This window comes from Agromyces sp. MMS24-K17 (assembly GCF_043950245.1).
Lineage (GTDB): Bacteria > Actinomycetota > Actinomycetes > Actinomycetales > Microbacteriaceae > Agromyces.
In genome coordinates this window covers 1,904,546-1,917,196 of the sequence record NZ_CP171640.1, presented here as the reverse complement: position 1 = coordinate 1,917,196, position 12,651 = coordinate 1,904,546, and the positions used below count along the sequence as shown (strand labels likewise).

Annotated in this window: 11 protein-coding genes; 5 read left to right on the top strand and 6 right to left on the bottom strand. The window is 71.3% G+C overall.

The window, feature by feature from the left end; all coding sequences use genetic code 11:
* Complete coding sequence (locus ACGGZK_RS08695) at window positions 1-609, bottom strand: ECF transporter S component (RefSeq protein WP_395245859.1); 609 nt, start codon at window positions 607-609, stop codon at window positions 1-3.
* Window positions 606-2,108: an IMP dehydrogenase gene (guaB, locus tag ACGGZK_RS08690; RefSeq protein ID WP_395245858.1), complete on the bottom strand. Its 1,503-nt coding sequence runs from the start codon at window positions 2,106-2,108 to the stop codon at window positions 606-608. The genes ACGGZK_RS08695 and guaB overlap by 4 nt, the downstream gene beginning before the upstream one ends.
* Before the next feature lie 448 nt (window positions 2,109-2,556).
* Here guaB and ACGGZK_RS08685 point away from each other — a divergent pair, with 448 nt between their 5' ends.
* From ACGGZK_RS08685 to ACGGZK_RS08670, 4 genes are read left to right on the top strand one after another with little or no spacing between them, the layout of a single operon-like run.
* Window positions 2,557-3,786 (top strand): branched-chain amino acid ABC transporter permease, encoded by a 1,230-nt coding sequence (locus ACGGZK_RS08685; protein WP_395246057.1) that lies wholly within the window; start codon window positions 2,557-2,559, stop codon window positions 3,784-3,786.
* A gap of 6 nt (window positions 3,787-3,792) precedes the next feature.
* Window positions 3,793-4,773, top strand: a complete 981-nt coding sequence (locus ACGGZK_RS08680; protein ID WP_395245857.1) for a branched-chain amino acid ABC transporter permease — start codon at window positions 3,793-3,795, stop codon at window positions 4,771-4,773.
* Window positions 4,763-5,779, top strand: coding sequence for an ABC transporter ATP-binding protein (locus ACGGZK_RS08675; RefSeq protein WP_395245856.1), 1,017 nt, complete (start codon window positions 4,763-4,765; stop codon window positions 5,777-5,779). Before ACGGZK_RS08680 ends, ACGGZK_RS08675 begins: the two co-directional genes overlap by 11 nt.
* On the top strand, window positions 5,776-6,516 hold the full coding sequence (locus tag ACGGZK_RS08670; protein ID WP_395245855.1) for an ABC transporter ATP-binding protein: 741 nt from the start codon (window positions 5,776-5,778) through the stop codon (window positions 6,514-6,516). The genes ACGGZK_RS08675 and ACGGZK_RS08670 overlap by 4 nt, the downstream gene beginning before the upstream one ends.
* 1,091 nt (window positions 6,517-7,607) lie before the next feature.
* On the opposite strand, the gene ACGGZK_RS08665 is transcribed toward ACGGZK_RS08670, so the two are convergent.
* The 3 genes from ACGGZK_RS08665 to groES all read right to left on the bottom strand — a co-directional run bounded on the left by ACGGZK_RS08665 (window position 7,608) and on the right by groES (window position 10,532).
* A complete protein-coding gene (locus ACGGZK_RS08665) occupies window positions 7,608-8,891 on the bottom strand; it encodes an ABC transporter substrate-binding protein (protein ID WP_395245854.1) in 1,284 nt (427 codons plus the stop codon).
* Window positions 8,892-9,119: 228 nt separating this feature from the next.
* The gene (gene rarD, locus ACGGZK_RS08660) at window positions 9,120-10,049 is read right to left on the bottom strand and encodes an EamA family transporter RarD (RefSeq protein ID WP_395246056.1); all 930 of its coding nucleotides are present in this window, start codon (window positions 10,047-10,049) and stop codon (window positions 9,120-9,122) included.
* Between the two features lie 186 nt (window positions 10,050-10,235).
* The gene (groES, locus tag ACGGZK_RS08655; RefSeq protein WP_022889766.1) at window positions 10,236-10,532 is read right to left on the bottom strand and encodes a co-chaperone GroES; all 297 of its coding nucleotides are present in this window, start codon (window positions 10,530-10,532) and stop codon (window positions 10,236-10,238) included.
* Between the two features lie 220 nt (window positions 10,533-10,752).
* Here groES and ACGGZK_RS08650 point away from each other — a divergent pair, with 220 nt between their 5' ends.
* On the top strand, window positions 10,753-11,940 hold the full coding sequence (locus ACGGZK_RS08650; protein WP_395245853.1) for an SAM-dependent methyltransferase: 1,188 nt from the start codon (window positions 10,753-10,755) through the stop codon (window positions 11,938-11,940).
* Window positions 11,941-11,985: 45 nt separating this feature from the next.
* Here ACGGZK_RS08650 and ACGGZK_RS08645 read toward each other — a convergent pair whose 3' ends face one another.
* Entirely contained in the window at window positions 11,986-12,576 is a 591-nt protein-coding gene (locus ACGGZK_RS08645; protein WP_395245852.1) for a hypothetical protein, read from the bottom strand.
* Window positions 12,577-12,651: the final 75 nt, after the last annotated feature.

Below are 12,651 nucleotides of genomic sequence, written 5' to 3'. Positions count from 1 at the left end.
CTACTCGCCGACCGCCACCTCGGCCGCGCGTCGCTGCTCGAGCCGCTTCCGCGTCGTGCGCCCGACCCCTCGCGTGATCAGCCCGTCGGCGATCACCACGCCGAGCCACGCGCCGAGCACCGAGCTCGCCGTCGGGATGAGCACCGTCGCGACGAGCACCCACGGCTCCATCGCGGCGGCGTCGATCGCGAGCGCCTGCGTGACGCCCCAGATCGCGCCGTTCACGACGCCGCCCACGAGGAACAGCCAGGTCCGGCGGATCCGGTAGAGCGTCACTGCGAACACGAGCTCGAAGAAGAACGCGTACCAGAGGTTCACCACGATCGCCCGGAACGTGTCCGGCTGGAACGGGATCATCACGATGCCCGCGAACACCGCCACGAGCACCGCGGTGCCCGGCACGGGCAGCAGGCGCAGCGCGACCGCGAACGGCAGCGTCCACAGGCCGAGCGTCACCCCGTTCACCCAGGGCACGCCGAGCGTCGCGTAGCCGAGCCACGTGCCCGCCGTGAGCAGGATCGCGGTCGCCGCGGCGATCGCGGCGGCGGTCAGCAGGTACGAGGTCGTGTAGACCCCCGGGCGCTTCGCGCCCGCCGACCGCCCGGTCACCGGGTGTAGTTCGGTGCCTCGACGACGAACTGCACGTCGTGCGGGTGCGACTCCTTCAGGCCGGCCGGCGTGATGCGCACGAAGCGGCCCTTCGTCTTCAGCTCCTCGATGGTGCGGGCGCCGACGTAGAACATCGACTGCCGGAGGCCGCCGACGAGCTGGTACGCCACGGCGCCGACCGGGCCGCGGTATGGCACCTGGCCCTCGATGCCCTCGGGGATGAGCTTCTCGTCGGTCGGGACATCCGCCTGGAAGTACCGGTCGCGCGAGTACGACGTCTTCTTGCCGCGCGTCTGCAGCGCGCCCAGCGAGCCCATGCCGCGGTACGCCTTGAACTGCTTGCCGTTCTGGTACACGAGGTCGCCGGGGCTCTCGTCGGTGCCGGCGAGCAGCGACCCGAGCATCACGGTGTCGGCGCCCGCGACGAGCGCCTTCGCGATGTCGCCCGAGTACTGCAGGCCGCCGTCGGCGATGAGCGGCACGCCCGCGGGGCGGGTGGCCTTGGATGCCTCGTACACGGCGGTGACCTGGGGCACGCCCACGCCGGCCACGACGCGCGTGGTGCAGATCGAGCCCGGGCCCACGCCGACCTTCACCGCGTCGGCGCCGGCGTCGACGAGCGCCTTCGCACCCTCGTACGTCGCCACGTTGCCGCCGATCACGTCGATGTGGGCGAACGTCGGGTCGGCCTTCAGCCGGCGGATGATGTCGAGCACGCCGGCGGACTCGCCGTTCGCGGTGTCGACCACGAGCACGTCGACGCCCGCGTCGCGCAGCGCCTCGGCGCGCTCCCACGCGTCGCCGAAGAAGCCCATCGCCGCGCCGACCCGGAGGCGGCCCTCGGAGTCCTTCGTGGCGTTCGGGTACTGCTCGGACTTGTCGAAGTCCTTGACCGTGATGAGGCCGGTGAGGTGGCCCTGCTCGTCGACGAGCGGCAGCTTCTCGATCTTGTGCTCGGCGAAGATCGCGAGCGCCTCGTCGGGGTTCATGCCCACGTGGCCCGTGATGAGCGGCGTCTTCGTCATGACGTCGCGGACCGCGGTCGTCGGCTTCTCGAAGTCGGAGACGAAGCGCATGTCGCGGTTCGTGATGATGCCGACGAGCACGCCCTCGTCGTCGACCACCGGCAGGCCGCTCACGCGGTACGTGCCGCACAGGCGGTCGACGTCGGCGACCGAGGCATCCGGCGTCGTGGTGACCGGGTTGGTGACCATGCCCGACTCGCTGCGCTTCACGCGGTCGACCATGTCGGCCTGGTCGGCGATCGAGAGGTTGCGGTGCAGGATGCCGATGCCGCCCTGGCGGGCCATCGCGATGGCCATGCGCACCTCGGTCACCGTGTCCATCGCGGCCGACAGGAGCGGCGTCGCGACGGTGATGCGCCGGGTCAGGCGCGAGCCGGTGTCGGCCTCGCTCGGGATCACGTCGGTGTGGCCCGGCAGCAGCAGGACGTCGTCGTAGGTGAGCCCGGTGAATCCGAACGGGTCGTGCTGGTCCATGAGCAGGCGCCTCTTTCGCGTGATCGGCATCGAGATACCACCGCACACGGGCTGCACGCCTCCACGGTGTCTACCGATTCTAAGGCGTGCGGGGCTGGGAGTATTCCGCGCGCGCGACGCGGGCGCGGGCTCCGGATGCCTCGGGCGGAAGTCCCCCGTTCGCGGGGCGTTTCCGAGCCGCTCGAAGCGGTTCGGCGCGGCGAACGCCTCCGTTTCTCACGATTCGGCTGCGATCGAGGCGATCGGCGCGGATTCGTTGCATCCGAAATGCCTTTGACACATTACGCTTCTATGGTCTCCCTCACAGCCGAAGGAAACCACGTTCGGCTGTGGTGTCCCAACTGGAGGTTCTGTGAGATCCCCATCCCCTGTCGTCGTGGCCCCACCGGGTCGCATCCCACGACTCGTCGGCCTCTTCCTCGCGGCGATCGCAGCCGTCCTGGCGCTCATGGTCATGGCCCCGACGGCCGCCCATGCCGCCGAGGGCGACCCCTATCGCATCAGCGGGAACGTCCAACTCGACGGTGAGCCGCTCGAGGGGGTGGAACTGACGATCGACGGTCCGGGCGGCAAGCAGACGGTCGAGACCGACGAGAACGGCCAATGGCACGTCAACGTCCCCGAGAAGGACGACTACACGGTCACGCTCGACGAGGACACGCTGCCCGAGGGCATCGCGGTCGTCGACCCCGAGGACGACAGCCCCAATGAGAAGGAGGTGACGGTCGGCGCAGGAGGACGCGTCTCCGTCAACTTCTTCATCGGCGAGGGCGAGCGCAACACCACGAGCTTCTTCGACCAGCTCGTCCAGCGCATCGTCCAGGGCCTCAACTTCGGCCTCATGCTCGGCCTCGCGGCCGTCGGCCTGTCGCTCGTGTTCGGCACCACCGGCATCTCCAACTTCGCCCACGGCGAGATGGTGACGTTCGGTGCCGTGGCGGCGTCGTTCCTCGTCGGCGCGGGCACCCTCGCCCTGCCGCTGTGGATCGGCCTGCCGCTCGCGGTCGTGCTGAGCGCCGGGCTGGGCCTGCTGATGGACGCCATCATCTGGCGACCGCTCCGGCGCAGGCGCGTCGGCACGGTGCAGCTGATGATCGTCAGCATCGGCCTCTCGCTCGCCCTGCGGTACACGTTCCAGTACTTCATCGGCGGCGGCACCACGCAGCTCCCCTACGCGACCGCGCCGAAGATGTCGTTCGGGCCCATCCAGCTCAGCGTCATCGACATCGCGTCGATCGTCATCTCGATCGTCGTCATCGTCGCGTTCGCGCTGTGGCTGACCTACTCCCGACTCGGCAAGGCGACCCGCGCGATCTCGGACAACTCGTCCCTCGCGGCGGCCTCCGGCATCGACGTCGACCACGTCGTCCGGGTGATCTGGATCATGGCCGGCGGCCTCGCCGGCCTCGCCGGCATCCTGTACGCGTACTACCGTCCCGGCATCAAGTGGGACATGGGCGCGCAGGTGCTGCTGCTCATGTTCGCGGCGGTCACCCTCGGCGGTCTCGGCACCGCGTTCGGCGCCCTCATCGGCTCGCTGATCGTGGGCCTGCTCGTCGAGGTGTCGGGCCTCTGGATCCCGCAGGACCTGCGGTACGCCGGCGCCCTCGTCGTGCTCATCGTCATCCTGCTGTTCCGGCCCCAGGGCATCCTCGGCCGGCGAGAGAGAATCGGGTAGCGCACCATGGACTGGCTTCAGATCCTCTCCAACACGGCATCGTCCATCCTCAGCCCCGCGACGATCGGCTACGCGCTGGCCGCCCTCGGCCTGGCCGTGCACTTCGGCTACGCGGGCCTGCTCAACATGGGCATCGCCGGCTTCATGGCGATCGGCGCGTACGGCTACGCGATCTCGATCCTCACGTTCGACCTGCCCTGGTGGCTGGCGATCCTCATCGGCCTCGCCGCCTCGGCGGTGTTCGCGCTCATCCTCGGTGTCCCGACGCTGCGACTGCGAGGCGACTACCTCGCGATCGTGACGATCGCGGCCGCCGAGGTCGTCCGCCTGCTGTTCCTGACCACGGCGTTCGACGACGTCACCGGTTCGGCCGACGGCCTGAGCGGCTACCACGCGAGCTTCCGCGCGTCGAACCCCATCCCCGACGGCACGTACGGCTTCGGCCCGTGGACGTACACCGCGAACGACTGGTGGGTCCGCATCGTCGGCCTCATCACGCTCGCCGTCGCCGTGCTCGTCGTGTGGCTGCTCATGCGCAGCCCGTGGGGCCGCGTGCTGAAGGGCATCCGCGAGGACGAGGACGCCGTGCGCGCCCTCGGCAAGAACGTCTTCTCGTACAAGATGCAGGCCCTCGTCGTCGGCGGCGTGATCGCCGCCGCGGGCGGCATCGTGTACGCGCTGCCGTCGGCCGTCAGCCCCGGCGTGTACGTCACGTCGCTGACGTTCTTCATCTGGACGGCGCTCCTGCTCGGCGGCGCGGCGACGGTCTTCGGACCGCTGCTGGGCTCGCTGATCTTCTGGGTGCTCCAGACGTTCCTGAGCAACTTCCTGCCGGCCCTCGTGCAGGCGGGCGTGCTGCCCTTCATGACCCAGATCCAGGCCGGCACGCTGCGCTTCATCCTCGTGGGCGTCGCGCTCATGCTGCTCGTGATCTTCATGCCGCAGGGCATCCTCGGCAACAAGAAGGAGCTGACCTTTGTCAAGTGAGATCCCGGCTCCGAACGAGCCGACGCCCGACACGACGGCACCCCCGACGGCGCCCGTCGCCCGCCCCAAGTCGACCGGCCTCCACGTGGGCGACGCCGGCCCCGGCGTGAAGAAGGTCGACCCGATCATCGTGGCCGACGGCATCCGCCGCACGTTCGGCGGCCTCACGGCCGTCGACGTCGACCACCTCGAGATCCCGCGCAACGCCATCACGGCGCTGATCGGCCCCAACGGCGCCGGCAAGACCACGCTGTTCAACCTCCTCACCGGCTTCGACAAGCCGAACGAGGGCGCCTGGACCTTCGACGGCACCTCGCTGTCGGGCGTGCCGGCGTTCAAGGTGGCCCGCATGGGCCAGGTCCGCACGTTCCAGCTCACCAAGGCGCTCGGCCTCCTCACCGTCCTCGAGAACATGAAGCTCGGGGCGAAGGACCAGCGCGGCGAGCGGTTCTGGTCGAGCCTCATCCCGGCGGCCTGGCGGGCGCAGGACCAGTCGCTCGACACCCGCGCGATGGAACTGCTCACGAAGTTCAAGCTCGACGCGAAGGCATCCGACTTCGCGGCGAGCCTGTCCGGCGGCCAGCGCAAGCTCCTCGAGATGGCGCGGGCGCTCATGAGCGACCCGAAGCTCGTCATGCTCGACGAGCCGATGGCGGGCGTGAACCCGGCGCTGACGCAGTCGCTGCTCGACCACATCCTCGACCTGAAGGAGCAGGGCATGACCGTGCTCTTCGTCGAGCACGACATGCACATGGTCCGGCACATCGCCGACTGGGTCGTCGTCATGGCGGAGGGCCGCGTGGTCGCCGAGGGCGACCCGCACTCGGTCATGAAGGACCCGGCCGTCATCGACGCCTACCTGGGCGCACACCAGGAGGTCGACCTCGGCGTGGTCACCGGTCGCTACGCGCCGGAGGGCGGGGCGGATGCCTCGACCGAAGCCGCGGTCAAGGAGGAGATCCTCGCCGAGGCCCTCGCCGAGCTCCGGGAAGAGGAGGAGAAGTGAGCACCTCGACCACCACGGGCACGCCCGTCGTCGTCATCGACGAGGTCCACGCGGGGTACCTGCCCGGCGTGAACATCCTGAACGGCTGCTCCCTGGTCGCGAACCAGGGCGAGCTGATCGGCATCATCGGCCCGAACGGCGCCGGCAAGTCGACGCTGCTGAAGGCGATCTTCGGCCAGGTGCACGTCCGCGAGGGCTCGATCTCGCTCGAGGGCGAGGACATCACGGGCCTCAAGGCGAACAAGCTCGTCGCCCGCGGCGTCGGCTTCATCCCGCAGACGAACAACGTGTTCCCCTCGCTCACCATCGAGGAGAACCTGCAGATGGGCCTGTACCAGCGGCCGAGCGCGTACGCCGAACGGCTCGAGTTCGTCACCGGCATCTTCAGCGAGCTCGGCAAGCGCCTCAAGCAGCGGGCCGGCTCGCTGTCGGGCGGCGAGCGCCAGATGGTCGCCATGGGCCGTGCGCTCATGATGGACCCGAAGGTGCTGCTGCTCGACGAGCCGAGCGCGGGCCTGTCGCCCGTCCGCCAGGACGAGGCGTTCATCCGGGTCTCCGAGATCAACAAGGCCGGGGTCACCTGCATCATGGTCGAGCAGAACGCTCGCCGCTGCCTGCAGATCTGCGACCGCGGCTACGTCCTCGACCAGGGCCGCGACGCCTACACGGGGTCCGGACGCGACCTGCTGAACGACCCGAAGGTCACCGAGCTGTACCTGGGCACGCTCGGCACCTGAGCCGAGCCTGCACCGCCGAGGGGCGGGTCCCGCTGCGCGGGACCCGCCCCTTCGTCGTGCACGCAGGGGCGCGGGGCTGGGGCGCGGCTGGGCGGGGGCGGGGCTGGGCGGGGGCGCGGTGCGGGTGCGGTGCGGGTGCGGTGCGGGGTGCGGGGCCGTTCGGGCGGGGCCGGCCCTCCCCGCTCGCCGCGGCCCCGCGCCGAGTAGTGGGCACGAGCCGGCTCCCGTCGCACGCAACCGGATGAGGAGGAATTCAGGGGCATCCGGCGAGTCGCGGCATCCCCACCGGCGCGTCGCCCGAATCCTCCTCATCGGCGACCGCCGCATCCCACCGGCGTCGGCGATCCGGACGGACGCGCCGTCGTCCCGCCGTCCCGCCGTCCCGCCGTACCGCCGAGCGGTCGCGTCCGGCCCGCGGCACCTGACACGCGATGAGGAGGAATTCAGGGGCACCCGGCGCGTCGTGGCATCCCCACCGGCGAGTCGCGCGAATCCTCCTCATCCGCGAACGCGCGCGGACGTCGCGGCCGACCGGCGACGCAGCGACGGCAACGGCTGCCCCGCCGAACGCCGAACGCCGAACGCGGCATCGCACGGGCCCCGGCGATCGCGTCCGGCCCGCGGCCCGCAACACGCGATAAGGAGGAATTCAGGGGCATCCGGCGCGTCGCGGCATCCCCACCGGCGAGTCGCACGATTCCTCCTCATCCGGGAACGCGCGCGGACGTCGCGGCCGACCGGCGACACGGCGACGGCGACGGCGACGGCAACGGCAACGGCAACGGCAACGGATGCCTCGCCGAACGCCCGCCACGGGGCGCGCCGCCCGCGGCACGCGGCCCGGAGGCCGCCGGACGAGGACCGGCACCGAGCATTCCCGCGCGCACGACCGGCGCCGCGCATTCCCAGGGCATGCCGGCCGCGCGAGCGAGCCCCGGCCCCCGACCGGTTCCGCGCAGTCCCCCGGCGCCCGCACGCGAACCGGGCACGCGAACCGGGCACACGACCTCGGCACGCGAACCGGGCACACGAAAGGGCCCCGGCTCTCGCCGGGGCCCTTCCGCGTTCGGGTCAGAGCGTGATCGCTGGGATCAGCCCTCGTACGCCGAGTAGTTGTTGTCCTCGCCGTACTGGTAGATGCCGATCGACGCCTCGGTCGGGTCGCCGACCTCGTCGAAGGTGATCGGGCCGGAGATGCCGTCGTAGTCGGCCACGCCGCCACCGAGGATGATGTCGGCGCACTCCGCGAAGGAGGTGCACTTCTCACCGTCGCCGGAGCCGCCGGAGACCTCGATGAGCTTCTCGGCGATCGCGGCACCGTCGGTCGAGTTCGCCGCGAGGGCGGCGAGCGCGAGCAGCGTGGTCGCGTCGAAGGACTCGGCAGCGTAGCTGTAGTCCTCGAGCGGGGCGTCGCCCTGCTCCTCGACGAAGGCGTCGAGCTCACCGGTGAAGTCCGAGATCGAGTCGATGGACAGGCCCGGGAGCGTGCCCTTCGCACCGGTCAGCGAACCGGCCGGGAAGCCGGCGTCCGTGAAGTTCTTCAGGTTGCCGTCGACGAAGTACAGCTTGTCGGCGGGGAACTGGCCGAACAGGCTCGGCAGGATCGTCGAGACCTCGTCGAAGGTGATGAGCGCGATCGCGTCGGGCGCGGCCGCGAGGACCTCGCTGATCTGCGAGTCGAACGTGGTGTCACCGGTGTTGTAGGTCGGCGCGGCGACGACCTCGCCGCCGGCGGCCTCGAACGCCTCGGTCACGTACTTCGCCAGGCCGGTGCCGTACGAGTCGTTGAGGACGATCAGACCGAGGGTCTGGTTGCCGTCCTCCGCGATCAGGTTGCCGAGGACCTCGCCCTGCAGCACGTCCGACGGAGCGGTGCGGAAGTAGAGGCCGTTGTCGTCGTACGTGGTGAACGCGTCCGACGTGTTGGCCGGCGAGAACTGGATGACGCCTGCGCCCACGACCTGGTCGATGAACTGGAGCGACGTACCCGACGACGCGGCACCGATGATGGCCGACACGTCCTCGCCGAGGAGGCGGGGGATCTCGGTCTCGTAGGCCTTGTTGTCGGTGTCGCCCGAGTCGCCGTAGACGACGTCGAGCGTGAGGCCGCTGGTCTCGGTGTAGTCGTTGATGAGGCTGGTCGCGTAGGCGACGCCGGCCTCCTCGGGCGGGCCGAGGAACGCGAGGTTGCCGGTCTGGGGAAGGGCCGTGCCGATCGTCAGCGCCAGGTCGTCGTGCGGACCCGCCTCCTCGGTCGCCTCGGGCTCGCTGCTCGCGCACGCGGTGAGCAGGAGGGCGCTCGTCGCCGTGAGGGCGACACCCGTCCAAACCACTCCGCGCGAACGAGCGGGCCGGGACTTGCCGAATACGCTCATGTTGCTCCTTGGGACTGAAGGATGAATCAAGATGCCTGCCACCGGCAGGCCGTTCTGTCACCATAAGTCGCCGGGACACGCCGAAACAAGGAATCCCGGTCACAACCGTGTAACGCCGCCCGAACCGTTACGTGTCCGTCACAATCGGCGTGTTCACGCACGTTTGCCGCCGTTCGCGCCGGTTCCGACGCAACGAATCTGCACCCCCCGAAGAGGTGGCGGGCGGGCTCAGGCGGGCTCGACGACGGTCCGCCGCGCGGCCCGCGCCCCCCGGGCGAGGTCGACGGCCAGGATGACCAGCGCGACCCAGACGAGCCCGAAGCCGATCCAGCGCTCGGGCGGCATCGGCTCCCCGAGCACCACGACCCCGACGAGGAACTGGATGAAGGGGGCGAAGTACTGGATGAACCCCATCTGGATGAGCGGCAGCCGCCGGGACGCCGCGGCGAACAGCAGCAGCGGCACCGCGGTCACCGCTCCCGCCGAGAGCAGCAGGGCGGTGTGCCATCCGCTCACCGTGCCCATCGTGAGGCCCGTGGTGGCGGCGACCAGCACGAGCTGGACGACCGCGACGGGCGCGAGCCACGCGGTCTCGAGGGTGAGGCCGGAGACCGCGTCCACCCGCGGGCCGACGCGCTTCTTGATGAGCCCGTACAGGCCGAACGAGAACGCGAGCACGAGCGCGATCCACGGCAGCGCCCCGTAGCCGACGGCGAGCACGACGACGGCGACGATCGAGATGCCGACGGCGACCCACTGCGTCGGGTTCAGCCGCTCGCGCAGCACGAGCACGCCGAGGAACACCGTGACGATGGGGTTGATGAAGTAGCCGAGCGACGCCTCGACGACCTGGTCGTTGAGCGCGGCGTACACGTAGGTCTGCCAGTTGACGTAGATGAGCACGCCGGCGACGCCCATGGTGAGCACGATGCGCCGGTCGCGGAGCAACGCCCAGAGCGCGCGCCAGGCGCGCGTCACGGCCAGCAGGATCGCGCAGAACACCAGCGACAGCAGGATGCGCCAGGCGACGAGCTCGAACGGCCCGGTTGGCGCGAGCGCGATGAAGTAGATCGGGAGGATGCCCCAGAGCAGGTACGCCGAGACGGCGAAGGCGAGCCCGCTGCGGCTGGGGCCGGGCCGCGCCGGCGAGGCGGTCACGGGCGGTCGGTCGGTCGCGGACTCCTCGGGCGATGGCACCGGGTCAGCCTACGCCCGCCCGCGACGCCGCGACCCACGTGCGGCGAGGTGCCGGGGAGCGCGGGAAGGCGCCGGAATGCGCCGCCGGGACGACGGAGGCCCGGATGCCGCATGGGCATCCGGGCCTCCGGAACGAGTCGGTCCGACCTAGCGGACGACGACCGCGAGCACGTCGCGAGCCGACAGCACGAGGAAGTCCTCGCCGCCGAACTTCACCTCGGTGCCGCCGTACTTCGAGTAGATGACCTTGTCGCCGACGGCGACGTCGAGCGGCACGCGGTTGCCGTTGTCGTCGATACGGCCGGGGCCCACCGCGACGACCTCGCCCTCCTGGGGCTTCTCCTTCGCGGTGTCGGGGATCACGAGGCCCGAGGCCGTGGTCTGCTCGGCCTCGACCTGCTTGATGACGATGCGATCCTCGAGCGGCTTGATGGAAACCGACACGGTTGACCTCTTTCTTGTGAAGACTGGTTGGCAGCCTCGGTACGAGAGTGCCAGAAGCGAGTCTAGGCATCATCTGGCACTCGTGCAACGTGAGTGCCAATTCCGCCGCGCTGCATGACGGCGCGTGTCGGCACGGCGCGGGTCGCGGGCGGCGCCCCGCCCGATGCGGGCCCGGGGACCCCGGCCGGATGCCCCGCCCCACGGCTGCTAGCGTGGCCGGGTGGACCGCTCCGAGCTCGTCGAACTGCTCTCCCCGGAGGGACTCCGACTCCTCGACGCCCTCCCCGAGTGGGACACCAAGGCCGACGTGCTCCGCACCGTCGAGGCGCTCCGCGCGCAGGGCCACGCCCCCGGCCTCGTGGCCGCCGTGCTGAGCCAGTCGAAGCTCCGCCACCGCGCGCGGGCGAAGTTCGGCGAGTTCGCCGGGCGCATGCTGTTCACAGAGGCCGGCCTCGAGCAGGCCACCCGCCTGCGGGTCGCCGCGCTGCACGCCGGCCGCTACGCCCGCGCCGGCATCGGCCACGTCGCCGACCTCGGCTGCGGCATCGGCGGCGACGCGATGGCGTTCGCCGCCCTCGGCGTCGAGGTCACCGCGGCCGACGCCGACGAGGTGACGGCCGCCATCGCCGCCTTCAACCTCACCCCGTTCCCCCAGGCCAGGGTGCTGCATGCGCGCGCCGAGGACGTCGCGCTCGGCGGCATCGGCGGCGCCTGGCTCGACCCGGCGCGACGCACCGTCTCGGGCGGTCGCACGCGGCGCCTCGCCGACGCCGCCGACTACTCGCCGCCGCTCGACTTCGCCTTCGGCCTCGCCGACCGCCTGCCCGTCGGCGTGAAGCTCGGCCCCGGCACCGACCGCGACGTCATCCCCCCGGGCACCGAGGCCCAGTGGGTGTCGGTCGACGGCGACGTCGTCGAGCTCGCCGTCTGGACCGGCCAGCTGGCCCGCCCCGGCATCGGGCGCGCCGCCCTGGTCATCCGCGGCGACGAGGCATCCGAGCTCACCGCCGCCGCCGACAGCGAGGACGCCCCGACCGGTCCGCTCGGCGACTACCTGTACGAGCCCGACGGCGCGATCATCCGGGCGCGCCTCATCGGCGACCTCGCGCGCGCGAACGGCGCGTGGATGCTGTCGTCGGGCATCGCCTACCTGACCGCCGACCGCGCGTTCGATTCGCCGTTCGCCCAGCGGTTCCGGGTGCTCGAGCGGCTTCCGGCCGACGAGCGCCGGCTGCGCCAGGCGCTCGCCGAGCGCGGCGTCGGCGTGCTCGAGGTCAAGAAGCGCGGCGTCGACGTCGACCCCGCCGCCCTGCGCACGCGGATGAAGCTGAAGGGGGATGCCTCGGCGACGATCGTGCTGACCCGCGAGGAGGGGCGGCACGTGACGCTCCTCGTCGAGCGCGACTGAGGCACCGCGCTCCACGGGGCGTCGGGCGGTCGCGCGGCGGCGCGATCAGTGCGGCAGCGCGCCGAACACGATCGCGTAGTACCCGATCCATACGGCCGAGAAGACGAGCCCGGTGAGCCCCGCGCCGATCCCGACGAACGCGAGCGTGCGCCCGTGCTCCTCGCGGCGGAGGCCGAGGACGCCGAACACGATCGCGGCGATCGCCAGCGGCAGCATCCAGCCCACGAAGAGGGAACCCGCCGCTCCCAGGACGCCGATGACGGCCGCGACCCAGCTGTAGACGCGCCGCTGCGCGTCCTCCTCCTCGACGTCGGCGACCGCCGACGGGGCGACGCCCGGCCGGTGCACGATGAGGAGCTGGCCCGTCGGCACGGTGCGCAGCTGCGCGGTGTCGAGCCGTTCCTCGTACTCGATGACGGCCGGGTCGGCACGGAACGTCGGCTCTGCCGGCCGGTACGGCGCCAGCGGGTCGTCCCCGTCGGCCGCCTCGGCCGGGTGCGCCACCGGCGGCAGGTTCGGCGCCGGGCCGTCCGTGGACGGGACGCCTGCGGACGGGACGCCTGCGGACGGCACGCTCCGGCCCGGGCTGCCCGCGGCCGGCACGTCGACCGGCGCTTCGGCCGGCGCAGGCGCCATCGGCGATGTCGCACCGGCCGCATGCCGGGCATGTCGCGCACCACCGTCTCCGGTCGGCTCATCGCCGACCGGAGA